The organism is Streptococcus oralis (assembly GCF_002386345.1).
Taxonomy (GTDB): Bacteria; Bacillota; Bacilli; order Lactobacillales; family Streptococcaceae; genus Streptococcus; species Streptococcus oralis_S.
This window is the reverse complement of sequence record NZ_CP023507.1, coordinates 696,461-719,130: the sequence shown is the minus strand read 5'-3', so window position 1 is coordinate 719,130 and position 22,670 is coordinate 696,461. Positions and strand designations below refer to the sequence as shown.

Sequence of the window (22,670 nt, the reverse complement as noted above, 5' to 3'; positions counted from 1 at the left end):
TTCAGGATTATTATTTCGTTCGGTATTCGTTTATTGGATTATTGTGCTAGATATATAATACAATATCTTTTTGAATTTGGCAAGCGTTTTTATAATTTTTTTATCGTAGCAGATTTTTGCATTCAAAAAATAAAAACGATAGAATATAACTATCAAAGCTATAAGGAGTTTTCTATGAGAGAATATGATATCATCGCCATTGGTGGAGGGAGCGGCGGCATCGCCACTATGAACCGAGCTGGTGAACACGGCGCTAAAGCAGCCGTTATCGAAGAGAAAAAATTAGGTGGAACTTGTGTCAATGTCGGCTGTGTTCCTAAAAAAATCATGTGGTATGGAGCGCAAATCGCTGAAAGCTTCCACCACTACGGCCCTGACTATGGTTTTACAAGTTCAGATGTTCAATTTGATTTCGCAAAACTTCGTCAAAATCGTGAAGCCTACATCGACCGTGCTCGCTCATCTTATGATGGAAGTTTCAAGCGCAACGGTGTTGATTTGATTGAAGGTCGTGCTCATTTCATTGATGCTCATACGGTCAGCGTTAATGGTGAATTGATTCGTGCCAAACATATCGTGATTGCGACTGGCGCTCGTCCAAGCATTCCAACTATCCCTGGAGCTGAACTTGGTGGTAGCTCAGACGATGTCTTTGCTTGGGAGCAACTTCCTGAATCTGTTGCGATTCTTGGAGCTGGCTATATCGCCGTTGAATTAGCAGGTGTTCTCCACGCACTAGGAGTAAAAACGGATTTGTTTGTCCGTCGTGATCGTCCCTTGCGCACTTTTGACAGCTACATCGTTGAAGGACTGGTCAATGAAATGGAAAAAACAGGTCTACCTTTACACACACACAAGGTACCAGCTAAACTAGAAAAATCAGAGCAAGGCATTACGATTCATTTCGAAGATGGTTCTAGTCACACTGCCAGCCAAGTTATCTGGGCTACCGGCCGCCGACCAATTGTAGACGGACTGGAGTTAGAAAAGGCCGGCGTTACACTCAACGAACGTGGATTTATCCAAGTGGATGAGTATCAAAATACAGTTGTAGATGGTATCTATGCCCTCGGAGACGTTACTGGTGAGAAGGAACTGACCCCAGTAGCCATCAAGGCAGGACGTACCCTATCTGAACGCCTCTTCAACGGGAAAACAAATGCTAAGATGGACTACACGACTATCCCTACTGTTGTCTTCTCCCACCCAGCAATCGGAACCGTTGGTTTAACTGAGGATCAAGCTATCAAAGAATACGGCCAAGATAACATCAAAATCTACAAGTCAAGCTTTGCATCTATGTACTCAGCCGTTACAAACCATCGTCAAGAATCTCGCTTCAAACTCATCACCGCCGGTGCTGACGAAAAAGTTGTTGGACTTCACGGACTTGGTTACGGAGTGGATGAGATGATTCAAGGATTCGCTGTGGCCATCAAGATGGGAGCAACCAAGGCGGACTTTGATGCTACAGTAGCTATCCACCCAACTACCTCGGAAGAATTTGTAATCATGCGCTAATTATCACAAGAGACCTCTTGAGGTCTCTTTTTACTTGTAAAATCGGCTGTTACAAAATTGTTACCTTGATTTCAAAAATAGGTTGACTTTTCTTTCTAGATTAGTATAATAGTTACTATAATTTTGAAAAGAGGTTAACAGTTTTGAAAAAAGCTCATATCTATGCTATCCCTGCTATCGGTGCTGCTCTCATCGCCGTATTGGCACAAATCAGTCTCCCTATCGGTCCTGTACCTTTCACTTTGCAAAACTTTGCAATCGGTCTGATTGCTACTGTTTTTAGACCCAGAGAAGCTGTTCTATCTGTAGCTCTCTATCTCTTGCTGGGTGCTATTGGTCTACCTGTCTTTGCAGGGGGTGGTGCAGGATTTCACGTTTTAATCGGCCCAAGTGCAGGTTATCTTTGGTTCGACCTTGTCTATGCTGGACTTACATCTTATCTCATCCATCAAAATAGTGGCTACATTCGCATTTTCCTAGCCAACCTCTTGGGTGACTCCCTCGTCTTTGTCGGAGGCATTCTCAGCCTCCACTTCCTAGCTGGTATGCCATTTGATCAGGCACTAGCTGTCGGTGTCCTTCCCTTTATCCTCCCTGATCTTGGTAAGATTATTGCCATTAGTTTCATTAGTCGTCCCCTACTCAAACGATTGAAAAGCCTTCCATATTTTTCAAGATAAAAGAATAGTCCAGAACCATTGTTCTGGACTATTTCCATTCTAAGAATCAACTGTACACTATTTAGATACTTGACTATTCTTATACCAGTATGAATATTAATCGTTTTATTCTTCAAATTATAGCTATTCAAAATATGCAAAGTAGAAAAGTATTCTAATTGATTCAAACCAAATATGCTTCCATTGATTTCGGAAGGTTGGCAATTGTATACTTTTCAGAAAACGCATTTTCACTGAGAGAGCTATATTTTATAAATTATTTGTGATACAATAGAGCTACCTAAAAGATTCAGAAAATTTAATGTTCATTGATTATTTATATTAACTTGAACATTCTGATTTTTCTTCATTCAAAAATAACTGTAAATAATTATAAGAAGAAAGGTAATTCTATGGCAAAGAATACTCGTGAGCTAATCATTAGAGCTCTCATCACACTAGCTAAGAAAAATCCTCAGCGTAGTTCCTTTACAATGACTGAAATTGCTGCTGAAGCTGGTATTTCACGACAAGCGATTTATCAAAAGCATTTTAACAACTTTGAAGATATTATCGAATACATTCACGAAGAGACCAATCAGCACATTTTTAACGTCTTTAATAAGTTCTGCCCTAGCAATGATGGAGATCCTATCAGCTTTTTAGCAGACCATATACTTCCTCTCATATACGAAAAAAGGGAAGTTATTAACACCTTGTATACCACACAAGTCGACCCATGTTGGAAGGAATTTCTTCGTGGAACATACTCTGAATGGGTCCTCAAGAATGTCAATTACCAACTGAAATATAATTTTAATAAAGAAGACATCGCTTATATCATTACGACTATGGCAATCTCTTTCATTGAGGTCTGGATTCGTAAAGATAATCCAATTCCACCTGAAGAGTATAGAGAGACTTTCATTCAATTGGCTAAGACTTCTCTTTGTGACTATATCGTGTCCTAAAAAAAGAATCTTGAGTTCTACTCAAGATTTTTTTATTGTCCACCTTTAAAAGCATCAACCATTACCTGAAATTCTTCATTTGTAAGAGTAATTCCCTTGCCCATTTTAGTATGGTCTGGACTCCAAGAACGAATATCAAACTTTGCTGGTGATCCATTAAAGCTAACGCGATTTAGTTCTTTTGTCCATCCTTTGTCATTTTCAGACAAGGTGAGCAAGTGTTCTTCAATTTCAAATGTAAATTCTGCCATTTTAACTCCTTTATGTGATATGCTTTCTATAGTCTATTCGTAAAAATCTTGTGGTTTTTAAGAAAATTTTATATAATGTGGATATATAAGAAGGGAGGATTCTATGAGACAGACATTCAAACTAGTTCTAGATAAACTACAGGGTTTTCTCAATGGGAATGATGATCATCCTCAAATCGAGGACAACTCCCTCACTGCTATGATTGAACAAGCCATCCAGAAAAAGTCGGCTATTCATGTCATACTTGCTGAGACAAGTTTTACAGGTGATATTGTCAAACACGATGCTAATCGCCAACAAATTATCGTCAAAAATTTTTCAAAAAACGTAACTCGAATCATTCGTATCAGTGATATTAAGCGACTTCGTTTCGTTCCCTCAACTGTACAAAAAGCTCAGAAAAGTCTATTTAAGAAAGAGTGAGATGTTCTTTGCATCCCACTCTTTTTCTTAACGGATTTGTTCAAAATGAAGGTGAACGGCGATATGGTCGCCATAACCACTTCTCTCCAAATCGCGTTGCAAACGATAAGAGATATAGTGTTCTGCAATTGTGATGTAACCAGCTCCAAGTAAGCGGTGCTCAACCATTGATTGGATCATGCTGATAGTAGCACGTTCTACTTTTGCTTCTTCCAAGTCCAAAACGACTTTTTTTGTAACTTGCGCTAAGTTTTGACGCAAGTCATCGGTCAAAACATAAACTGTTTGAGCTGCTTTTAGGACAGCTTGGTAAATTTTATCTGGATCAAATTCAGCAATTTCTCCATTACGTTTGATTACTTGCATAAGGTTCTCCTTTATTCTTTGTTTTCTTTGATTGCAGCCAGCATCTTTTCTTCTTCGGCTGTTAGTTGATAGTTATCTAGTAGGTCAGGTCTGCGCTCGTAGGTTTTCTTTAGACTCTCATACAGTCGCCACTGGCGAATCTTTTCATGGTGCCCACTCATGAGCACATCTGGCACGACCATGCCTCGATAGTCATAAGGGCGTGTATACTGAGGATATTCGAGAAGACCTGAAGAAAAGCTATCATCCTGGTGGCTAGACTCCTTACCAATCACTTCTGGTATCAGGCGAACGGTCGCATCAATCATGGTCATGGCCGCCAATTCTCCTCCAGTCAAAACATAGTCTCCTAGAGAAATTTCATCGGTTACCAAGGTCTTGATGCGCTCGTCATACCCTTCATAGTGACCACAGATAAAGATCAGTTCCTCTTCTTGAGCCAAAGCCTCAGCGTAAGCTTGATCGAATTGTTTCCCAGCAGGATCGAGAAGAATGACGCGGGGATTATTCTTTTCAATGGCATCAAAGGCATCGAAAATAGGTTGGGCACGGAGCAACATTCCTTGACCGCCTCCGTAGGGCTCATCGTCAACATGACGGGCTTTTTCAGCGTATTCTCTGAAATTATGGTACTGGATATCCAAGAGCCCTTTTTCTCGAGCCTTCCCAACAATCGAGTGCTCCAGCGGAGAAAACATCTCCGGAAAGAGGGTTAAAATATCAATCTTCATCATCTAACCCTTCTAAGATTTCCACTTCGACCCGCTTGTTTAGAATATCAACATTGAGAACTACTGGCGGAATGTAAGGTAAAAGCAAATCTCGCTTACCTTTTCGCTTTACCACCCAGACATCATTGGCTCCTGGTTGCAGAATTTCCTTGATGGTTCCAATCAAGTTATCACCCTCGTAAACTTCCAAACCGATAATCTCGTGATAATAGAATTCACCATCATCTAAATCGTTCAAATCTTCCTCAGCGACCTTGAGACTATAACCCTTGTACTTTTCAATCGCATTGATATGGTACATATCTTTGAACTTGATAATGTCAAAGTTCTTCTGCTTACGGTGACTTGCGATGGTCACTGTTTGGACAAACTGATCTTTTTCATCAAATAAAGCCAGCTCTGCCCCCTTTTTAAACCGTTCCTCAGCAAAATCCGTCACAGACAAGACACGCATCTCACCCTGTAAACCCTGCGTATTAACGATTTTTCCAACATTAAAGTAGTTCATCTTGTCTCCTGTACTCTCCTTCTTTCCATCTTATTCTGACAATTCTCGAATAATAGCCGCAATCTTTTTTGATTCTGACCATTGTAAATAATGGTGATTTCCTCCTAAAATGAGTTTAGTATTGGAAGTCCAATATTCTGATTCTCTGTACTCTTTTTCTCTATAAGCCTGACAGAAAATAAATACAGGGATACAATCTGCTATTGATACATCCTCAAAATCTTCCTCAGTAATCTCTCCAGATATCTGAAATCCTGGATTTTGCTTTTCCAACTCTAAGCTTTTTTCTTGTATTATTTCCCAGATTTCTTTATTCGTTTCAGGGCTAAATATTGCTTGAGTTAAATTCTTCAAATAAAGTTCAGGACCATACTCGTCAATCAACCTCATCTGCTCTTCCATTCCTGGATAAGGAGTTTCTGAAAAATCAGCAAATATGACTTTTTTAGTTGTCGGTTCAATCGCTACTAAAGCTTGACACTTAATTGGCTTGTTGAGCAATTTGCAAGCTAAAATTCCACTCAAACTATGTACACAAAGTATATATTCAGAAATCGCCAATTCTTCAAGTACTTCATAAACTGCGTCTACAAGATTATCCAGCTTTTTTCCAGCTTGGTCATGAATCGGACTTCTACCTGTGTTTGGAAAATCAATTGTCAAATAACCAATTGTGGGAGGAAGTTTTTCAAGTATAAGTGAAAAATTTTCATAACTTGGTAGCAAACCTGCTCCATTTAGACAAACTAGCACTTTCTTTTGCTTTTGATAAGTAACAGAGAGACTGCCAATTTTCGTAGACACATCAATCCTCTTCATAAAGAAATCCACTCATTCTATATAATGAATTATTAAAAATCCTTATCCTTTATTTTATCACGTTCCAAGGATTTTCACAAGTTGGAGAAAGAGGACATCAACTCTCCTTCCCCTTCAAAAAACTCTCCAAATCTCTTTCATGTTGGTACTTAATGGCCGCTTTTTTATCTTTGTCAAAGATGGTTTTGGTTAGGTCAATATCGTTGATAGCCGCAATAGCGACCGTGTAGTGAATAATATCAGCTAGTTCTTTGGCAAGTTCCTCATTTGAGTCCTGGACGCCCTCTTTTCGACCAGAGCGCCCATTCAAGACCTCGGCTACTTCTCCGACTTCCTCCACTAGCTTGATAAAGAGGCCTTCCTCAGTTCGAGATTGCTGGTAATGTTCGAGTAAGTAAGCTTGTAATTGTCTAAAGGTTAAATCCTTCATCTTCTCCTCAACAAAAAAAGCGAGACATCTGTCCCGCTTTTTTATTTTTCATCGATAACGATTCTTACTTTCTTGTCTTCAGTTGGGACAGAGTAGACAATCGTTCTTATCGCTGAGATAGTGCGACCCTTACGACCGATAACACGACCGACATCGCTTTGGTCAAGATCCAAGTGATACTCCAAAAACTCTGGTGTGTCTTCAATCTTGATAGTTAAGGCATCAGGTTGTGAAATCAAAGGTTTCACAATCGCAATAATGAGATTTTCAATCGTATCCATCTGTCAACCTACTTTAAACTTATTTTGAGAATTTAGAATCGTGGAATTTTTTCAATACACCTTCTTTTGAAAGGATGTTGCGAACTGTATCTGAAGGTTGAGCTCCATCAGCCAACCATGCAAGAATGCGGTCTTCTTTCAAAGTTACTTGGTTTTCAGCAACAAGTGGGTTGTAAGTCCCAACTGTTTCGATGAAACGTCCGTCACGTGGTGAACGTGAGTCTGCTACGTTGATACGGTAGAAAGGTTTTTTCTTAGAACCCATACGAGTCAAACGGATTTTAACTGCCATTTTTTAATGTCTCTTTTCTTATTTTTTTATTTCGGTGAAATAGCTGAGCTATTTAGCACATGTTCTATTATAGCAGATTTCTGACAGGTGTCAAGAAAAAAACTTGACAGAGTTTAAAATTTTTATTTTTTTAGAAATTTATTAGATTAATAGGGATAAATTAGAAAGAGAAACTTTATGAATACTAGTCTAGAGAACATTTACAAAGACCATCAGGTTAAGCCTTACATCTCTCCTGATCATGATATCGAGACTTCGCTACTAAATCCCAAGTTTGTCCCAAAATGAAATAGAAGACAATCTTCTGGCAGGTGATATTATCCTCCTTTGGAGAATCAACTTTGGTATTTTTACCACCGAAAGCTGGTTTTTAAAACTCCAATTTGAATATATTTCAAAATCCACTTAAAATCAACGTTTTCCCGATTTTTCAGAAAATAAATTTTCATCTAATTTGAATAACTTTTAATTGAATGGTGTGATATATGAAGTGTTGTAAATGCTGTATTGTAGCTAGTTCTTAACGTTTAGAGAACTGGCTAGCTTTGCGAGCTTTCTTAAGACTTGGTTTGGAAAGTATAGATTTCAATTGGACTAAAACAGCGAAATATCAAGGATTTTAAGAACAATATCTACTAATTAATTTATAAAATATGAATTAATAGATTCTAAATAGGGGAATAATTTAGTTCTGTAAAAATTAATTTCTGCACCTACAATGCTTATTCTGACAGACTTAATAACAGTCTAAAAAAAGTAGAGATTCATACAGTATCTAGATTTTCCAAAAATTCTTTATCATCAAATATTATTAACGAAACTATCCAAACCAAATCCGATGCATTGCTTCAAAGAATTCTTTAGTTGTTTAACTAGCAAGGTCTTTAATTAAAAAATTTTTTCAAATAATTGCCTCATTGACACATAAATTCTTGCTTTCTAAATTTAAGTGTGATATATTTATAACACAAAAAAGGAGTCTATCATGAAAAAAAGTAAAAAAATGCGTGGCCTCATTGCAATGATTGCCGTAGCTCTCTTTATTGATTTTACTGTTTTATTTGGTTCTAATCTTAGTTGGGGAACCAAGTTAGTTATTGCTGGTATTTCAGTGTTAGGTCAGATTGTAGCTATTTGGGGCTGGCTACATATGAAACCACTGCCCCATAAGAGTCAGAAAGGTAAGGGAAAGATTATTTTTGACTTGTCTGCTAAGCTTTACACGATACTTTTGTTTGCAGCAAGCATTTTTTATACAGTAGGAATTTGGGTTGCGACCCCAAGCGAAAGTTCTGGTATTAAAGAATGGATTTTAGGAATTGGCCTCGTTATTGAAGTGATTGTATTTGGTTCTTTCTCTTTGAGAAATGTCAAGGAAACTCCAGACGAACGCTTTTATGCTAATTTAGCAAAAACAGCTAGCTTGATGTTTGTTTTTATACTAGGTGCACTGATGATCCTAGCAGTTATCATTGGGTATATGGGGTCTCTCACTCTTTACATGGGCCAGATCTTTATTAGCATAGCTGCCTTGATTTGCATCTTTGCGGTTGCCTATCTTATTTTGGAACGTAGAGGATAAGCATGGCCAAAGAAAGCAAGATTATTACTAATCTCAAATCTGTTCGTGAGTCCACAGGCATGACCCAGCAGGAGTTAGCCGACCTCATCGGAATGCGACGCGAGACAATTCTGCACTTGGAAAATAACCGTTACAATCCTTCGCTGGAAATGGCTCTTAAAATTGCTCAAGTTTTTAATCTTAAAGTAGAAGACCTCTTTGAACTCAGAAAAAAAGAGGAAGCATAATTCTTTTCGAGACCTGGTTTCCTAAATATTTCGAGTACACTTATGGCATTAATGCACCAAAACATCTAAGCAGTCTGGTAGAAAAAGGCTATACTATTATCGAAACCGCCTTCGATTCACTCGACCATCTGAATGCTACAATGAAAAAGAATATCCTCAAAAGTAAGGGAGTTACAGGACTTTCTAAGATGAAAGCGGCTGATCTTGTTCAAACTCTTCATGAAAACTTATCAGAAGAGGAATTAGCTAGTCACTTTTCGATTCGATGCTACAAATTGACTCCAAAGGGAGAGCAGATACTGGAACAATATCAGGAAATTATCGACCGTCATCCAAAGAAAAATCTCTAAACAAGCAGTCTGAAGATTTATTTTCTGAAAACTTGCCTTATCTTTTACATTTGAAATCAAACTCCTTTTAAGGTACAATGGTAGAAATGAATTTTTGAGAGGTTAACAATGAAAAAACTAGCAACCCTTCTTTTACTATCAACGGTATCCCTTGCTGGATGTACTAGTATCCAACGTGGTCTCCGTGGTGATGAGTATGTCGACTCTAGCATCTCAGCTGAAGAAAGCTCAAAAGCAGCTGCTCAGGCTGCCAAAGATTTGAATGACGCTTTGACCAATGACAATGCCAACTTCCCTCAACTTTCTAAGGAAGTTGCCGAAGATGAAGCCGAGGTCATTTTACACACAAATCAAGGCGATATCCGCATCAAACTCTTTCCAAAACTAGCACCACTAGCAGTTGAAAACTTCCTTACTCACGCTAAGGAAGGCTATTATAACGGCATCACCTTCCACCGTATCATCGATGGCTTTATGGTCCAAACTGGAGATCCTAAGGGAGATGGTACAGGGGGCCAATCTATCTGGCATGATAAGGATAAAACAAAGGACAAGGGAACTGGTTTCAAAAATGAAATCTCTCCTTACCTATACAATATCCGAGGAGCCCTTGCTATGGCTAATACTGGTCAACCAAACACCAACGGTAGCCAGTTCTTCATCAACCAAAACTCAACAGATATTTCAGCTAAACTCCCTACCAGCAAGTATCCAAAGAAAATCATCGAAGCCTATAAAGAAGGTGGAAATCCAAGTCTAGACGGCAAACACCCTGTCTTTGGTCAAGTCATCGATGGCATGGATGTTGTTGACAAGATTGCCAAAGCTGAAAAAGATGAGAAAGACAAACCAACGTCTGCTATCACCATTGATAGTATCGAAGTGATGAAAGACTACGACTTCAGCAAAAAATAAGCCATCAACAGATAAGGAGATGATGACATGATTTTATTTTGGGGTTCTAAAGGTTATCAGAAAGATTTGGGACATACGCAAACTGCGATCGAATGTGGTCACTGTAACAATGTCGACACTTGGGAGATCGTAGAAACTGGGCGCAAGTTCACCCTCTACTGGATTCCACTTTTTCCTTATGGTAAAAGTTACTTCGTTTCTTGTCCGATTTGCCACTACGGTAAAGAAATTGAGAAATCTGAAGTTGAAAACTATTTAAATTACTAGTCAAAAAAGCCAAGTCATTTCAACTTGGCTTTTTTACTGCTTTTAAGTTAGCTTGTTAAAGTCCCAGATTTGGTCCATCCAGCCTTCATAAAAGTCTGGTTCGTGGCAAACCATAAGAATGCTTCCTTTGTATTCTTTAAGCGCCCGTTTGAGTTCTTCCTTGGCATCCACATCCAAGTGGTTGGTCGGCTCGTCCAGTACTAAGACGTTGTTTTCACGATTCATCAAGAGACAGAAACGCACCTTGGCCTGTTCCCCACCTGACAAGACCTGAATTTGGCTTTCGATGTGCTTGGTTGTCAAACCACAACGAGCAAGGGCTGCACGGACCTCTGCTTGGTTAAGGGCAGGAAAGGCATTCCAGACGGCCTCTAGTGGTGTTTGACGATTTCCACCTTCTACTTCCTGTTCAAAGTAACCAAGTTCTAGGTAGTCACCTCGTTCGACTTCTCCAGCGATTGGTGGGATAATACCCAAGAGAGACTTCAAGAGAGTTGTTTTCCCGATACCATTGGCTCCAATAATGGCAACCTTTTGATTGCGTTCAAAGGTGAGATTTAAGGGTTTGGTAAGTGGACGGTCATAACCAATCTGCAAGTCCTTGGCTTGGAATATAAAGCGCCCTGGCGTACGAGCTGGTTTGAAATCAAAGGATGGTTTTGGCTTCTCACTTTGCAGTTCAATGATATCCATCTTGTCGAGTTTCTTTTGACGGGACATGGCCATGTTTCGAGTTGCGACACGGGCTTTATTGCGGGCTACGAAATCCTTGAGGTCCGCTATCTCTTTCTGCTGACGTTCGTAGGCCGCTTCCAACTGAGATTTCTTCATGGCATAGACTTCTTGGAACTGGTAGTAGTCACCAGAGTAACGCGTCAACTGTTGATTTTCCACATGGTAGACGATATTGATTACATCGTTTAGGAAAGGAATATCATGCGAAATAAGGACAAAGGCATTCTCATAGTTTTGGAGATAACGCTTGAGCCAGTCAATGTGTTCAGCATCCAAGTAGTTGGTTGGCTCGTCAAGCAGCAAAATATCTGGCTTTTCAAGGAGGAGTTTAGCCAAAAGCACCTTGGTTCTTTGTCCACCTGATAAGGCTGTTACATCCGTATCCATGCCAAAGTCCATGACACCGAGAGCACGCGCTACTTCATCAATCTTAGCATCCAAAGTATAGAAATCTCGACTTTCCAAACGATCTTGGAGTTCACCAACTTCTTCCATGAGTGCATCAATATCCGCTCCGTCTTCGGCCATTTCCATATAGAGCTCATTGATACGAGTTTCTGCTTTAAATAGTTCAACAAAGGCTGTCCGCAAGACATCACGCACAGTTTGACCTTCCTTTAGCACAGCATGCTGATCCAGATAGCCAGCAGTCACATACTTAGACCACTCCACTTTCCCTTCGTCAGGTAACATCTTACCAGTCACAATACTCATAAAGGTTGATTTCCCTTCACCGTTAGCACCAACTAGACCGATATGTTCTCCCTTTAGGAGACGGAAAGACACATCTTCAAAAATTGCACGGTCACCAAAACCGTGACTCAAATTTTTAACTTCTAAAATACTCATTCTAATTCCTCATCTTGTTTTTATGCAGTCCTTTATAGAGGAGCCAAGCCAGATAGCCTCCCAAGGTATTAGTCCACAAATCATCAATCTCAAAGACGCGATTAAAATCAAAGAAAAAATCTAAAACCAATTGCGTGCACTCAATTCCTAGACTCAGAAGAAAGCTGAGAAGGAGGATTTTTTTCGTTTGCCGCAGGTTTGGACAGAGATAGATGAGTTGAAAGACCATAGGGAAGAGCAAGAAGACATTTAAAATATTCTGCAAAAAGATCCAAATGACTTGTCCCAAACTGGTCACTTCACCTAGATTCCAAAGGGAGTTTAAGGGAGTTAAAAGAAAAACCAGGCGTCCAAAAGTTTGAATACCTGGAGTTTCCACTCCTGTAGGAAGTTGAGGCTGCGGAGTGAAGCAAAAACAGACAATGCAAAGGCTGTAGACAGCCACTCCCAATCTTAAGATTAATTCTCTTTTTCTAGTCATTTTATGGATTTACCGCTGCGACTGCCTTCTGGCGATCACGTTTCATTGTATTGGAGCGTAATTGTCCACAAGCTGCATCAATATCTGTACCATGCTCTTGACGGACAACACAGTTGACCCCTTTTTTCTTGAGGGTATCGTAGAAGGCCATCACGCGCTCTTTAGGACTACGGCTATATTGGTCATGCTCACTAACAGGGTTATAGGGAATCAAATTGACATATGACAATTTCTTGATATTTTTGAGCAATTCAGCCAATTCCAAGGCTTGTTCTACACCATCGTTGACTTCATTGAGCATGATATATTCAAAGGTCACACGGCGATTGGTTGTTTCGATATAGTACTCAATAGCTGCAAAGAGCTTTTCAATCGGAAAGGCACGGTTAATCTTCATGATGCTTGAACGCAATTCATTGTTTGGTGCGTGAAGAGACACAGCCAGATTGACCTGTACGCCTTCATTAGCAAAGTCACGAATTTTATGGGCCAAACCTGAAGTTGAAACAGTGATGTGACGAGCACCGATAGCCATCCCCTTGTCATCATTGATAGTACGGACAAAATTCAAAACATTGTTGTAATTATCAAATGGTTCACCAATTCCCATAACAACGATATGGCTGACACGTTCATCCTGGCCACGTTCATCAAAGTATTTCTGAACTAGCATGATCTGCGCTACGATTTCCCCGTTATTAAGATCACGTTGCTTCTTGATCAAGCCTGACGCACAGAAGGTACAACCAATATTACAACCGACCTGAGTGGTCACACAGACTGACAAACCGTAGTGTTGACGCATGAGTACTGTCTCAATCAACATGCCATCTGGCAACTCGAAAAGATACTTAACAGTACCGTCAGCTGACTCTTGTACAATCCTTTGTTTCAAAGGATTGACCACAAACTGGTCATTGAGCTTAGCAATCAAATCCTTGGAAAGGTTGGTCATTTCTTCAAATGACTGGACACGTTTACGGTAAAGCCATTCCCAGATTTGATCTGCTCGGAATTTCTTTTCCCCTTGTTCTAATACCCATTCTTGCATGTTTTGACGTGTTAAACTATAAATAGACGGTTTCATCTCTTCTCCTTATTCTCTATCTATTTCTGACGAATGACAAAATGGCGCTGTCCCTTGTCCTCTTTCTGAGACTTTTGGTCCTTATGACGACGTCTATTTCGCTTATCGGCATTTGGTTTTCTCTTATTTTGCGAAGGTTTCTTGCCTCTTCTAGGAAGGTTTTCCTCATCCTTTTTACGCAATTTTTTGTCAAATGAAGCCCGTTTCGGTGCTTGGTTTTCTAGGACAAAATAGGCACAACCATAACTACAATACTCTAAAAGATATTCCTGTAAGCGACTGATTTTTTCAATTTTTTCCTCTGTTCGGTCGTCTTTGTAAAAGCCACGTAGACGGAGCTGCTCATTGCTCCAGTCCCCCACGACATAATCAAATTTGGTCAACACTTCTGAGAAGCGTTGATTAAAGACTGTCACATCGAAAGCATCCTTGATATTTTCAACCAAGGTAAAAGCGATTCCTTCAGTCTCAACCTTATCCCCATTCATATGAAATTCTGGGCCAGGAAACTTGTTATAGTTGTATAATTCAGGTGCAATTTCTTTACGCATAGTCTTCCTTTTCCACGATTACTTAACACTCTATTTTACCATAATTTCTAGCAGTTAGCACGTTTCTCATAAAAATGAAAAAAGTCTGACGATTTTGTCAGACTCCTGCCTTATAAAGCAAAAAGAGAAGAATAACTCTTCCCTTCCTATTCATTATTTTGCTGCTGCGTAGAGCTCGTCTACTTTGTTCCAGTTGATAACTGAGAAGAAAGCTTTGATGTAGTCAGGACGTACATTGCGGTATTTCACGTAGTAAGCATGTTCCCAAACGTCCAAGCCCAAGATTGGTTTTTTACCTTCTGAGATTGGTGTGTCTTGGTTTGCTGTTGAAGTTACTTCAAGTTTTCCTTCTTTGTTGACAACCAACCAAGCCCATCCAGAACCGAAGCGAGTTGTAGCTGCTGCTGTAAAGGCTGCTTGGAACTCTTCAAATGAACCAAATGTTGCATCGATTGCTGCTGCAAGTTCTGCTGAAGGAGCAGTTTTTTCAGGAGTCATCAATTCCCAGAAAAGAGCGTGGTTCAAGTGCCCACCACCGTTGTTGATAAGTGCTTGACGGATATCAGCTGGGATAGAATCTACATCAGCAAGCAAAGCTTCAAGGTCTTCACCAATTTCAGGGTGTTTTTCAAGAGCTGCATTTGCATTGTTGACATAAGTTTGGTGGTGTTTGTCATGGTGCAAGTGCATTGTTTCTGCATCGATGTATGGTTCCAAAGCGTCGTATGCGTATGGAAGGTCTGGTAAGATAATAGCCATCTGTAATACCTCTTTTTCTTTCTATATGAAAATGATAACGCAATCATCCTCTTTTTTCAAGTTTTTTGCTCAATTTGCTTCTGCCGCGATCTGCAAAAGTGCCTTTTCAAACAGGTACCCTTTTTCATAGACACCTGTCTTAATCTGATAGTCTGTTTCAATCAAATAAGAAATCGCTCGCTTGAGAAAATCTAAGGAAATCCCTCTCGAATCTCTCAATGCAAACTTAATTTGATAAGGATTAGGATTTCGCCCCAAATAAGTTCCCAGACTGCTTACAATCTGCGATTCCGTCTGACCAGTCTCTGATAAAATCTTCACTTGGGTAAAGGTACGAAACTGTCCTAACATGACAGCTATGAGCTTGATCTCATCCTCCCCTTGCAAGGTCAAATCTCTGACCAAGTCACGGGCCTGATCGATCTTTTTGCCCAAGATAAGCTGAGTCAAATCAAAAATATTGTCCTGCAGGGTCTTTGGAATAGCCTCGACAATATCCTTCTCCTCTATCATGCCATCTGACTTATAAGACTGTAAAAAAAGGAGATTTTTCTGGATTTCACTAAATTGAAAACCAGATTTGATAAGTAGATTTTCAAAGGATTGCCCCACAAACTGCAGACCTTGTGTCTGACTCCATTTTTGGAAATACTGGCGGAGTTCTTGTTCCTTGGGTTCAATAGCATCAAAGACAGTCGCATCTCGTTTGAGCAATTTGACCAGCCGTCTCTTACTATCTAGCTTTCCTTCTGCAAATATCAATAACTTGGTTGTTGGCGAAGGGTTATCAAGGTATGCCTCAAACGACTTGAGCTCATCATCCGCTAAAAATCGTTTCTTGGCTGTTGTGATATCGACAAAATGGTCTAATATCACGATTTTCTCATCCGCAAAGAAGGGGAGACTGACCAGCTCCAACTCTAAGTCTTTATAAGCTACTTCTTTCATATCAAAGTAAGCAAAGTTGAGATCAGCTGGATCATAACCAATCTGTTTCAACACTTGACTCTTCATAACTTCAAACTGACCCTGGTCTGTCCCAGTAAATAGATTCAAGCTAGATAGATTTGATAACGTCAACTTCTGACTCTCTTCTATGGCTAGCATCTTCTCTCCTTTCTTCTGATTTTTTATTAAACTTAATCAATATAGCGTAATTTCCCACGGAAATCTTCTAGTCTCTCGTACCCTTTTTCCTCCATAATAGCTTTCAGTTCATTGGTAATGCGTTCAAAAGCACCTACGCCTTCTTTGTGAAGAGTAGTTCCTACTTGCACCATACTCGCACCGCAGAGGATATGTTCAAAGGCATCACGACCCGTAAGAACGCCACCCGTTCCGATGATTTGGATTTGGGGATTTAAACGTTGGTAAAAGGCGTGCACATTCGCTAGAGCAGTCGGTTTGATATACTCTCCACCAATGCCTCCAAAACCGTTTTTAGGGCGAATAACGACAGACTCATCTTCGATATAGAGACCATTCCCGATAGAGTTAACACAGTTAACAAATTTGAGTGGATACTTGTTAAAAATAGCTGCCGCTTGGTCAAAGTGGACAATATCAAAATATGGTGGCAACTTGATTCCAAGAGGTTTGGTAAAGTAGGCAAATACCTCTGACAAGATACGGTCTGTTGTCTCAAAATCATAGGCAATCTGAGGTTTTCCTGGAACGTTTGGACAAGAGAGATTAAGCTCTGTCAGTCCTTTGAATTCACTCTCTTGAACTTTTTTCAAGATGGCATGTGTTTCTTCTGGAGACATGCCAACTAAAGATAGGAAGAAAGTTCGGTTTGGCTCTTTTTCCTGCAAGTCCAAAAGATAGTCCAGATAGTAGTCTAAGCCATTATTTGGTAAGCCCATGGAGTTGATAGAACCAAGTGGAACATCCTGATAACGTGGTTCAGGATTCCCCTGACGAAAGTCCAAGGTCGCTGTCTTTGTGACAAAGGTTCCCGCCGCTGAGTTTTTGACTCCTTCAAGCTCTTCTATCGTCATACAAGCCACACCTGCTGCATTCATCAAGCAATTATCAAACTCAAAGCCAGCTATTTGTGTTTTCGTTGATACCATGATTCTGATCCTCCAGATTCCTTTTATTTCTAATATTATACCATACTTTAAGATTTTCTCTTTGAGAAACTAATTTCTATATAAAACGTTCGGTTTTCTAAATTGAAAGAATTTTTTGAAAATTTCTGTTTTTTCTTTACACTCAAAAAAAATTCTGCTATAATGGCTCATGTAATAAAATATAACAACAAAAAGGAGAACGATATGACATCTGCTAAAGACTATATCCAAAGCGTGTTTGCAACTGTGAAAGCTCGTAACGGGCATGAGGCTGAATTTCTCCAGGCGGTTGAAGAATTCTTCAGCACTTTGGAACCTGTATTTGAAAAACACCCTGAGTATATTGAAGAAAACATCTTGGCACGCATCACTGAGCCTGAGCGCGTGATTTCTTTCCGTGTTCCTTGGGTTGACCGTGATGGAAAAGTACAAGTCAACCGTGGTTACCGTGTTCAATTCAACTCAGCTGTTGGACCATATAAAGGCGGACTTCGTTTCCACCCAACTGTAAACCAAGGGATCTTGAAATTCCTCGGCTTCGAACAAATCTTTAAAAACGTCTTGACTGGACTTCCAATCGGTGGAGGTAAAGGGGGATCAGACTTCGATCCTAAAGGTAAGACTGATGCTGAAGTGATGCGCTTCTGCCAAAGCTTCATGACTGAATTGCAAAAATACATCGGACCATCACTTGACGTACCTGCTGGTGATATCGGTGTTGGAGGACGCGAAATTGGTTACCTTTACGGACAATACAAACGTCTTAACCAATTTGATGCGGGTGTCTTGACTGGTAAACCTCTTGGATTTGGTGGTAGCTTGATTCGTCCAGAAGCAACTGGTTATGGTTTGGTTTACTACACTGAAGAAATGCTCAAAGCTAATGGTAACAGTTTTGCTGGTAAGAAAGTGGTTATTTCAGGTTCTGGTAACGTAGCTCAATACGCTCTTCAAAAAGCGACTGAACTTGGTGCGACTGTTATCTCTGTATCTGACTCAAATGGTTATGTCATCGACGAAAATGGTATTGACTTTGATCTTTTGGTTGATGTTAAAGAAAAACGCCGTGCTCGTTTGACTGAGTATGCAGCTGAGAAATCAACTGCTACTTACCATGAAGGTTCTGTATGGACTTACGCTGGAAACTACGACATCGCTCTTCCATGTGCGACTCAAAACGAAATCAACGGTGAAGCAGCTAAACGTTTGGTTGCTCAAGGAGTTATCTGCGTATCAGAAGGTGCTAACATGCCTAGTGACCTTGATGCGATTAAAGTCTACAAAGAAAACGGAATCCTTTACGGACCTGCCAAAGCTGCTAACGCTGGTGGTGTAGCTGTATCAGCGCTTGAAATGAGCCAAAACAGCCTTCGCCTTTCATGGACTCGTGAAGAAGTTGATGGACGCCTCAAAGACATCATGACCAACATCTTCAACACAGCTAAAACAACTGCTGAAACATACGGTCTTGGTACTGACTACCTTGCAGGAGCAAATATCGCTGCCTTCGAAAACGTAGCAAACGCTATGATTGCACAAGGTATTGTTTAATTAGTCGATACATCCTATCGGAGGACAAATGATGAACTTACGGCCAATGGAAGTAAGAGATAATCTAGCTGTAGCGCAGCTCATTCGAGCCAGCCTAGAAGAATTCGGGCTTGACAAACCAGGAACTGTCTACTTTGATTCTCATCTAGATCATTTGGCCGACTATTATCAACATCAAGAGAGAGCAGCTTACTTTGTTCTGGAAGATAAAGGACAGCTGGTTGGCTGTGGTGGCTTTGCACCAGTGTCCGATAAGATTGCTGAATTACAAAAACTGTATGTCACTAAAAATAGCCGTGGCAAAGGTTATTCCAGCCGGTTGATAAAGCGGATATTCCAGGAAGCCCGCCTAGCAGGTTATGAACAGCTTTATCTAGAAACCTCTACTGAACTGACTACGGCTGTGGTAATCTATCAGCACTATGGTTTTACAGCATTGCAAGAACCACTTTCTAACGCTGCCGGCCACCCAGCTATGAATATCTGGATGATAAAATCCCTCTTATCAGATGAATAGATGTTAGTATACTATGGTCGACTCGAGGACATCAGTATCAAGCTCCTCAAGACAGCTAAAACAACTTTTAAAAATGTAGCCAATGCTATGATAGTAAAGGTATTGTTTCAATTTATTTTTCAATCCCCAATCACTCTGATTGGGGATTTTTGTATTAGTTTTAAAAAAGCCCACTATTTCTAATAGTAAGCTTAAAATCAAGATCTATTTTACCTCTACTAAGGCAAAAGACAGGCATTCAACTATTTCATTTACTGTTTCATCTATGTTTACATCTTCATTATCATTCAACATCATTGGAAGAGCATAAGAAAGACTCAAAGCCAAAATATAGCGAACGATTCTTTCATTAGACCAAACTCGGATAACACCTTTTTCTTTAAACTGATTCAGAACTGGACTAATTGGCTTAATGATAGAGTGAACAATGACATTCCCTAACTGGTCAGAAATAGTTTTATCAATAAAAGAACGACTCAAGAGAATTTTAACTTGCATTTGATTCTTCTGAATGAAAACTAGTCTATCTCGAACAATACTTCTCAAAAATAATGGAAAAGACTCTTGGTTTGCTGTAAATTTCTTCCCAGAAAAATCAGCAATCACATCTGGAATAACCTGTTCGAGAAAAGTTGACAGAATAGCTTCTAAGATGCCTTCCTTGGTTTTAAAGTAACTAAAAACTGTCCCTTCTGAAACTCCAGCCTCCTTAGAAATAAGGCTAGCTGTTGTATTTTCAAAGCCAATTTCTGAAAATAACTTTAGACTTGATAATAACACTTGACGTTGTTTTAAGCTCAGGTTGCTATTTTCTAATGTCTGAGCATACTTTTGTTCTAAACTTTCCATTGCTGGCACCTCTCTCCTACCCTCTTACTTTTACAACTTTCTTACCTCGAGTATGTCCCGACTTCAGGCTACGATATGCCTCTCTAACTGACTTTAGAGAAAAATCATAAACCTGGTCAATATTCAGCCGAACCTTCCCATCTGAGACCATTTCCGCTAGAGTGTTAAAATCATCATATGTAGAATGTCTCGGACCCGTGAACTGAGCTCCTCTTATCATAACATATGGTGAAGGTACTAGCGTTCCAATAGCCGTGCCCTTCAATCCTAAACTGAAAGCCAATTTAACATAATCCCTTCCATAGCAATCCAAGAATTTTGTAATTGGCTTTGCACTTGCTGATAGAAGAGCATTCTGGATGTTCTCTTCGTAAGCTACTGGTATAGCACCTAAAGACTTCAGATATTCTGAATTTTTCTTACTTGCAATTCCAATAACTGTCGCACCCTTAGCAACTGCATACTGTACTGCGATACTTCCAATACCACCTGCTGCTGCTGAAATAACTACAACATCTTTAGAGTTTAGCTCAATCTTTCTAAAAGCACCTCCCACTGTTAGAGAGGCTACACCCATAGTAGCTGCATGGTTCATATCAATCATCTCTGGTTTCAACACAATTTCTGATTCATTGACACAAACTTCTGTTGCCAAAGCTCCCCTCTTGGTACCCAATCCAGGGTCACTGATCATTGTTCCAAAAACCTTATCCCCTACTGCAAACCGATTTACTCCTTCGCCAACTTCTGTGATAACTCCAGCAAAATCCCGACCAACACCTCTTGGAAAAAGAGATGATTTTGACTCAAACCAACGACTTGGCTTCCTGAGTTTTGTCATAAAAGATAGAAATCGGAGTGGCTTTGCACCTTCAAAAGTCTTATAATCAATAGGATTTAAACCAACAGCATGAACTTCTACCCTAACTTGATTCACTTCCAAAACATCAGATTTAATGTTCACCAAATCTAGCACTTCTTCATCACCGAAACGACTATATTGTATTGCTTGAACAACCATTGTATGAACTCCTTTACACATCTACAAAATTGAGTGAGCACTCAATCATTATTCTTGATTATATGCTTATTCTCCATAGATGTCAACTATACTGTTTCCAAAACTTCTAACTAAGTGAGCTGTTCATGATAAAAATAGATCTATTTTTATCATGAAAGATTATCAAACTATAACTCAAAGAAATCCGACTGCTTATAAAAGCAGCCGGATTTTTATATATCTAATTTTTCAAAAAATTTGCCTGTTAACTGCTTTTCTTTTAGCTTCTCAAGCAGCTCATTTTCCAGAAAAGGACTTAGTTCGTCAAAATCTTGACAAACCTTAAAAACAGTCTCTCTGTCCAACCGACCATAAACTAGTTCGTAATAGTCCTTATTATGCTGCCAGTTCTGGTCATAGTTGACATCTGTCCGTTGATAGTAAACGATGTTTTGCTTCGGAGTCAGGTAAATCTTCTGTGTTAGAATGCTTTTCTGATCTTTGGATAACTTGCTACGACTGAAAATCTTAACACCTTGAAAGATCTTGCGTTCATGGATACCTTGATTTGTGGCCTTTAATTCAACTCTTTTATAGTGCATATAGTCACCTCCAAAAATTACTTTCATTATATCAAACTCTGGCAGATTTGCAAGCAAAAATATCATTTCCAAAAGTCTTTCGTCGCCTCTAAAATCTCTTCTGTAGGCGTCACTGTGGCCTCAATAATGCTCTTGCCAGTCTTTTTCAGATAAGCTTGTATCAAATGATAACCATAAGCATAGCCCGCAGCATAGGGCATACCAACCGGAATTTGACCCTGTATCTTCGCGATTTCATCACCGTATAGATAAGGAGCCATTTCCGCCATCCCCGTTAGCTGAAGCTGACTGGAGATGATGGGCTTATTCTCTTCTAACTGCTCTGGACTGGTTGAAGTAACCCAAGGCCCAATGAGATCCTTACCATAGAGCTCAGCCGCAAAAGACTCTGCCAAGCCTTCACTGACTACCCAGTCTGCTAGTGTCGTCTGCTGATTCCATTTGACAAATTGAAAGCGGACATTGTGATTGCACTCATGAGCCAACGCAGCCTGCACACGTGGTAAAGTATAGTCATTTGGTAGCAGACTAAGCATGAGGTAGCCTGGAATTCCGCCATCTCCGCTATAACCCTTATTGAGCTGTAGCATAGGTTTTTCTGGATTGCCCAATAAAATAGTAAAATGGTAATCCTCAACCTCTAAGTCATAGCCAGCCTGCTCAAAAAGCCCAATACTCCTCTTGATGGTATCTTGACAATTTTGCCAGAGTTGATCAGAGCTCAGAGCGTCTATAGCTGGTCTATCCTTTTCTGAGAGAGTTGAGGGTAACTGATTCATAAAACCAAGTAGGAATAGAGCGTCAAATCCTCCAGGATACTTTGCTTTCAGAGGGATGTGTTGCGTTTGGTATTTGGTTGCAAAAGGTGCTAATATTTTCGCTCGAAAACAGCCTTCTCTCTTTTCTAAAGGAAGCTCGAGCATCTCTTGGTAAACTTTATCTGAACGAATCATATTGATTTGCATAATAATCTCCTTTCTTATCTATTATTAGTATAATCCCTTCCCTAAGGTCAGAGTC

30 protein-coding genes and 1 pseudogene are annotated in these 22,670 nt (G+C 39.8%); 12 read left to right on the top strand and 19 right to left on the bottom strand.

Annotation, left to right across the window (positions count from 1 at the left end; translation table 11 throughout):
• Positions 1–174 precede the first annotated feature (174 nt).
• The 3 genes from gor to CO686_RS03590 all read left to right on the top strand — a co-directional run bounded on the left by gor (position 175) and on the right by CO686_RS03590 (position 3,151).
• Positions 175–1,521: a glutathione-disulfide reductase gene (gene gor / locus CO686_RS03600; protein WP_001209551.1), complete on the top strand. Its 1,347-nt coding sequence runs from the start codon at positions 175–177 to the stop codon at positions 1,519–1,521.
• Positions 1,522–1,664: 143 nt separating this feature from the next.
• Positions 1,665–2,201 (top strand): biotin transporter BioY, encoded by a 537-nt coding sequence (locus CO686_RS03595; RefSeq protein WP_000709009.1) that lies wholly within the window; start codon positions 1,665–1,667, stop codon positions 2,199–2,201.
• A gap of 392 nt (positions 2,202–2,593) precedes the next feature.
• On the top strand, positions 2,594–3,151 hold the full coding sequence (locus CO686_RS03590; protein ID WP_007522198.1) for a TetR/AcrR family transcriptional regulator: 558 nt from the start codon (positions 2,594–2,596) through the stop codon (positions 3,149–3,151).
• A gap of 32 nt (positions 3,152–3,183) precedes the next feature.
• Here CO686_RS03590 and CO686_RS03585 read toward each other — a convergent pair whose 3' ends face one another.
• Positions 3,184–3,402, bottom strand: a complete 219-nt coding sequence (locus CO686_RS03585; RefSeq protein ID WP_000807421.1) for a YdbC family protein — start codon at positions 3,400–3,402, stop codon at positions 3,184–3,186.
• Between the two features lie 103 nt (positions 3,403–3,505).
• Here CO686_RS03585 and CO686_RS03580 point away from each other — a divergent pair, with 103 nt between their 5' ends.
• Positions 3,506–3,826, top strand: a complete 321-nt coding sequence (locus CO686_RS03580) for a eukaryotic translation initiation factor 4 gamma (protein WP_096753524.1) — start codon at positions 3,506–3,508, stop codon at positions 3,824–3,826.
• A gap of 27 nt (positions 3,827–3,853) precedes the next feature.
• Here CO686_RS03580 and CO686_RS03575 read toward each other — a convergent pair whose 3' ends face one another.
• The 7 genes from CO686_RS03575 to rpsP form a co-directional block, all read right to left on the bottom strand.
• Positions 3,854–4,192, bottom strand: coding sequence for an ATP cone domain-containing protein (locus tag CO686_RS03575; RefSeq protein WP_001196045.1), 339 nt, complete (start codon positions 4,190–4,192; stop codon positions 3,854–3,856).
• 11 nt (positions 4,193–4,203) lie between these two features.
• Positions 4,204–4,923 (bottom strand): tRNA (guanosine(37)-N1)-methyltransferase TrmD, encoded by a 720-nt coding sequence (trmD, locus tag CO686_RS03570; protein WP_096753805.1) that lies wholly within the window; start codon positions 4,921–4,923, stop codon positions 4,204–4,206.
• Positions 4,913–5,431, bottom strand: a complete 519-nt coding sequence (rimM, locus tag CO686_RS03565) for a ribosome maturation factor RimM (protein WP_065371847.1) — start codon at positions 5,429–5,431, stop codon at positions 4,913–4,915. Before rimM ends, trmD begins: the two co-directional genes overlap by 11 nt.
• 30 nt (positions 5,432–5,461) lie before the next feature.
• Positions 5,462–6,250 (bottom strand): alpha/beta hydrolase family protein, encoded by a 789-nt coding sequence (locus CO686_RS03560; RefSeq protein ID WP_061588262.1) that lies wholly within the window; start codon positions 6,248–6,250, stop codon positions 5,462–5,464.
• A gap of 97 nt (positions 6,251–6,347) precedes the next feature.
• Entirely contained in the window at positions 6,348–6,680 is a 333-nt protein-coding gene (locus CO686_RS03555) for a MazG nucleotide pyrophosphohydrolase domain-containing protein (RefSeq protein WP_061588263.1), read from the bottom strand.
• A gap of 41 nt (positions 6,681–6,721) precedes the next feature.
• Positions 6,722–6,961: an RNA-binding protein KphA gene (gene kphA, locus CO686_RS03550; protein ID WP_000379617.1), complete on the bottom strand. Its 240-nt coding sequence runs from the start codon at positions 6,959–6,961 to the stop codon at positions 6,722–6,724.
• Between the two features lie 19 nt (positions 6,962–6,980).
• Positions 6,981–7,253: a 30S ribosomal protein S16 gene (gene rpsP / locus CO686_RS03545; protein WP_049520696.1), complete on the bottom strand. Its 273-nt coding sequence runs from the start codon at positions 7,251–7,253 to the stop codon at positions 6,981–6,983.
• 177 nt (positions 7,254–7,430) lie between these two features.
• Between rpsP and CO686_RS10545 the strand changes: the two are divergent.
• The 6 genes and pseudogenes from CO686_RS10545 to CO686_RS03515 all read left to right on the top strand — a co-directional run bounded on the left by CO686_RS10545 (position 7,431) and on the right by CO686_RS03515 (position 10,594).
• Positions 7,431–7,662 (top strand): annotated as a pseudogene (locus CO686_RS10545) (hypothetical protein).
• 576 nt (positions 7,663–8,238) lie between these two features.
• The gene (locus CO686_RS03535) at positions 8,239–8,835 is read left to right on the top strand and encodes a hypothetical protein (RefSeq protein ID WP_065371848.1); all 597 of its coding nucleotides are present in this window, start codon (positions 8,239–8,241) and stop codon (positions 8,833–8,835) included.
• A gap of 2 nt (positions 8,836–8,837) precedes the next feature.
• Positions 8,838–9,062 (top strand): helix-turn-helix transcriptional regulator, encoded by a 225-nt coding sequence (locus tag CO686_RS03530; protein WP_065371849.1) that lies wholly within the window; start codon positions 8,838–8,840, stop codon positions 9,060–9,062.
• Positions 9,063–9,202: 140 nt separating this feature from the next.
• Entirely contained in the window at positions 9,203–9,412 is a 210-nt protein-coding gene (locus tag CO686_RS10445) for a hypothetical protein (protein WP_084437481.1), read from the top strand.
• Positions 9,413–9,520: 108 nt separating this feature from the next.
• Positions 9,521–10,327, top strand: a complete 807-nt coding sequence (locus tag CO686_RS03520; protein ID WP_096753523.1) for a peptidylprolyl isomerase — start codon at positions 9,521–9,523, stop codon at positions 10,325–10,327.
• A gap of 27 nt (positions 10,328–10,354) precedes the next feature.
• Positions 10,355–10,594, top strand: coding sequence for a zinc-ribbon domain-containing protein (locus tag CO686_RS03515; protein WP_000600214.1), 240 nt, complete (start codon positions 10,355–10,357; stop codon positions 10,592–10,594).
• 42 nt (positions 10,595–10,636) lie between these two features.
• On the opposite strand, the gene CO686_RS03510 is transcribed toward CO686_RS03515, so the two are convergent.
• From CO686_RS03510 to CO686_RS03480, 7 genes are all read right to left on the bottom strand, one after another.
• Positions 10,637–12,178, bottom strand: a complete 1,542-nt coding sequence (locus CO686_RS03510) for an ABC-F family ATP-binding cassette domain-containing protein (protein ID WP_096753522.1) — start codon at positions 12,176–12,178, stop codon at positions 10,637–10,639.
• Between the two features lies 1 nt (position 12,179).
• The gene (locus CO686_RS03505; protein ID WP_065371853.1) at positions 12,180–12,659 is read right to left on the bottom strand and encodes a VanZ family protein; all 480 of its coding nucleotides are present in this window, start codon (positions 12,657–12,659) and stop codon (positions 12,180–12,182) included.
• 1 nt (position 12,660) lies between these two features.
• The gene (rlmN, locus tag CO686_RS03500; protein ID WP_096753521.1) at positions 12,661–13,746 is read right to left on the bottom strand and encodes a dual-specificity RNA methyltransferase RlmN; all 1,086 of its coding nucleotides are present in this window, start codon (positions 13,744–13,746) and stop codon (positions 12,661–12,663) included.
• 20 nt (positions 13,747–13,766) lie between these two features.
• Positions 13,767–14,297, bottom strand: a complete 531-nt coding sequence (locus CO686_RS03495; protein ID WP_096753520.1) for a YutD family protein — start codon at positions 14,295–14,297, stop codon at positions 13,767–13,769.
• A gap of 153 nt (positions 14,298–14,450) precedes the next feature.
• The gene (gene sodA, locus CO686_RS03490; RefSeq protein WP_000974728.1) at positions 14,451–15,056 is read right to left on the bottom strand and encodes a superoxide dismutase SodA; all 606 of its coding nucleotides are present in this window, start codon (positions 15,054–15,056) and stop codon (positions 14,451–14,453) included.
• 69 nt (positions 15,057–15,125) lie between these two features.
• Entirely contained in the window at positions 15,126–16,163 is a 1,038-nt protein-coding gene (gene holA / locus CO686_RS03485) for a DNA polymerase III subunit delta (RefSeq protein WP_096753519.1), read from the bottom strand.
• A gap of 32 nt (positions 16,164–16,195) precedes the next feature.
• Positions 16,196–17,131 (bottom strand): dihydroorotate oxidase, encoded by a 936-nt coding sequence (locus CO686_RS03480; RefSeq protein ID WP_000255166.1) that lies wholly within the window; start codon positions 17,129–17,131, stop codon positions 16,196–16,198.
• 204 nt (positions 17,132–17,335) lie between these two features.
• On the opposite strand from CO686_RS03480, the gene gdhA reads away from it, so the two are divergent.
• The gene (gdhA, locus tag CO686_RS03475) at positions 17,336–18,682 is read left to right on the top strand and encodes an NADP-specific glutamate dehydrogenase (protein ID WP_049479498.1); all 1,347 of its coding nucleotides are present in this window, start codon (positions 17,336–17,338) and stop codon (positions 18,680–18,682) included.
• A 31-nt stretch (positions 18,683–18,713) separates the two neighbouring features.
• The gene (locus tag CO686_RS03470; RefSeq protein WP_049479497.1) at positions 18,714–19,199 is read left to right on the top strand and encodes a GNAT family N-acetyltransferase; all 486 of its coding nucleotides are present in this window, start codon (positions 18,714–18,716) and stop codon (positions 19,197–19,199) included.
• Positions 19,200–19,403: 204 nt separating this feature from the next.
• Here the strand turns inward: CO686_RS03470 and CO686_RS03460 are convergent, their stop codons facing one another.
• From CO686_RS03460 to CO686_RS03445, 4 genes are all read right to left on the bottom strand, one after another.
• Complete coding sequence (locus CO686_RS03460; RefSeq protein WP_000444595.1) at positions 19,404–20,048, bottom strand: TetR/AcrR family transcriptional regulator; 645 nt, start codon at positions 20,046–20,048, stop codon at positions 19,404–19,406.
• A 16-nt stretch (positions 20,049–20,064) separates the two neighbouring features.
• Complete coding sequence (locus tag CO686_RS03455; protein ID WP_000261426.1) at positions 20,065–21,069, bottom strand: NADP-dependent oxidoreductase; 1,005 nt, start codon at positions 21,067–21,069, stop codon at positions 20,065–20,067.
• Between the two features lie 212 nt (positions 21,070–21,281).
• The gene (locus tag CO686_RS03450; RefSeq protein WP_096753804.1) at positions 21,282–21,650 is read right to left on the bottom strand and encodes an EXLDI protein; all 369 of its coding nucleotides are present in this window, start codon (positions 21,648–21,650) and stop codon (positions 21,282–21,284) included.
• A 62-nt stretch (positions 21,651–21,712) separates the two neighbouring features.
• Positions 21,713–22,615: a DUF2268 domain-containing putative Zn-dependent protease gene (locus CO686_RS03445; protein ID WP_096753518.1), complete on the bottom strand. Its 903-nt coding sequence runs from the start codon at positions 22,613–22,615 to the stop codon at positions 21,713–21,715.
• Positions 22,616–22,670 lie beyond the last annotated feature (55 nt).

Bases quoted from the DNA above. Each gene is read 5' to 3' on its own strand.
- gor (WP_001209551.1), top strand. From the start codon at position 175: ATGAGAGAATATGATATCATCGCCATTGGTGGAGGGAGCGGCGGCATC.
- CO686_RS03590 (WP_007522198.1), top strand. From the start codon at position 2,594: ATGGCAAAGAATACTCGTGAGCTAATCATTAGAGCTCTCATCACACTA.
- CO686_RS03585 (WP_000807421.1), bottom strand. From the start codon at position 3,402: ATGGCAGAATTTACATTTGAAATTGAAGAACACTTGCTCACCTTGTCT.
- CO686_RS03580 (WP_096753524.1), top strand. From the start codon at position 3,506: ATGAGACAGACATTCAAACTAGTTCTAGATAAACTACAGGGTTTTCTC.
- CO686_RS03575 (WP_001196045.1), bottom strand. From the start codon at position 4,192: ATGCAAGTAATCAAACGTAATGGAGAAATTGCTGAATTTGATCCAGAT.
- trmD (WP_096753805.1), bottom strand. From the start codon at position 4,923: ATGAAGATTGATATTTTAACCCTCTTTCCGGAGATGTTTTCTCCGCTG.
- rimM (WP_065371847.1), bottom strand. From the start codon at position 5,431: ATGAACTACTTTAATGTTGGAAAAATCGTTAATACGCAGGGTTTACAG.
- CO686_RS03560 (WP_061588262.1), bottom strand. From the start codon at position 6,250: ATGAAGAGGATTGATGTGTCTACGAAAATTGGCAGTCTCTCTGTTACT.
- CO686_RS03555 (WP_061588263.1), bottom strand. From the start codon at position 6,680: ATGAAGGATTTAACCTTTAGACAATTACAAGCTTACTTACTCGAACAT.
- kphA (WP_000379617.1), bottom strand. From the start codon at position 6,961: ATGGATACGATTGAAAATCTCATTATTGCGATTGTGAAACCTTTGATT.
- rpsP (WP_049520696.1), bottom strand. From the start codon at position 7,253: ATGGCAGTTAAAATCCGTTTGACTCGTATGGGTTCTAAGAAAAAACCT.
- CO686_RS03535 (WP_065371848.1), top strand. From the start codon at position 8,239: ATGAAAAAAAGTAAAAAAATGCGTGGCCTCATTGCAATGATTGCCGTA.
- CO686_RS03530 (WP_065371849.1), top strand. From the start codon at position 8,838: ATGGCCAAAGAAAGCAAGATTATTACTAATCTCAAATCTGTTCGTGAG.
- CO686_RS10445 (WP_084437481.1), top strand. From the start codon at position 9,203: ATGAAAAAGAATATCCTCAAAAGTAAGGGAGTTACAGGACTTTCTAAG.
- CO686_RS03520 (WP_096753523.1), top strand. From the start codon at position 9,521: ATGAAAAAACTAGCAACCCTTCTTTTACTATCAACGGTATCCCTTGCT.
- CO686_RS03515 (WP_000600214.1), top strand. From the start codon at position 10,355: ATGATTTTATTTTGGGGTTCTAAAGGTTATCAGAAAGATTTGGGACAT.
- CO686_RS03510 (WP_096753522.1), bottom strand. From the start codon at position 12,178: ATGAGTATTTTAGAAGTTAAAAATTTGAGTCACGGTTTTGGTGACCGT.
- CO686_RS03505 (WP_065371853.1), bottom strand. From the start codon at position 12,659: ATGACTAGAAAAAGAGAATTAATCTTAAGATTGGGAGTGGCTGTCTAC.
- rlmN (WP_096753521.1), bottom strand. From the start codon at position 13,746: ATGAAACCGTCTATTTATAGTTTAACACGTCAAAACATGCAAGAATGG.
- CO686_RS03495 (WP_096753520.1), bottom strand. From the start codon at position 14,297: ATGCGTAAAGAAATTGCACCTGAATTATACAACTATAACAAGTTTCCT.
- sodA (WP_000974728.1), bottom strand. From the start codon at position 15,056: ATGGCTATTATCTTACCAGACCTTCCATACGCATACGACGCTTTGGAA.
- holA (WP_096753519.1), bottom strand. From the start codon at position 16,163: ATGCTAGCCATAGAAGAGAGTCAGAAGTTGACGTTATCAAATCTATCT.
- CO686_RS03480 (WP_000255166.1), bottom strand. From the start codon at position 17,131: ATGGTATCAACGAAAACACAAATAGCTGGCTTTGAGTTTGATAATTGC.
- gdhA (WP_049479498.1), top strand. From the start codon at position 17,336: ATGACATCTGCTAAAGACTATATCCAAAGCGTGTTTGCAACTGTGAAA.
- CO686_RS03470 (WP_049479497.1), top strand. From the start codon at position 18,714: ATGAACTTACGGCCAATGGAAGTAAGAGATAATCTAGCTGTAGCGCAG.
- CO686_RS03460 (WP_000444595.1), bottom strand. From the start codon at position 20,048: ATGGAAAGTTTAGAACAAAAGTATGCTCAGACATTAGAAAATAGCAAC.
- CO686_RS03455 (WP_000261426.1), bottom strand. From the start codon at position 21,069: ATGGTTGTTCAAGCAATACAATATAGTCGTTTCGGTGATGAAGAAGTG.
- CO686_RS03450 (WP_096753804.1), bottom strand. From the start codon at position 21,650: ATGCACTATAAAAGAGTTGAATTAAAGGCCACAAATCAAGGTATCCAT.
- CO686_RS03445 (WP_096753518.1), bottom strand. From the start codon at position 22,615: ATGCAAATCAATATGATTCGTTCAGATAAAGTTTACCAAGAGATGCTC.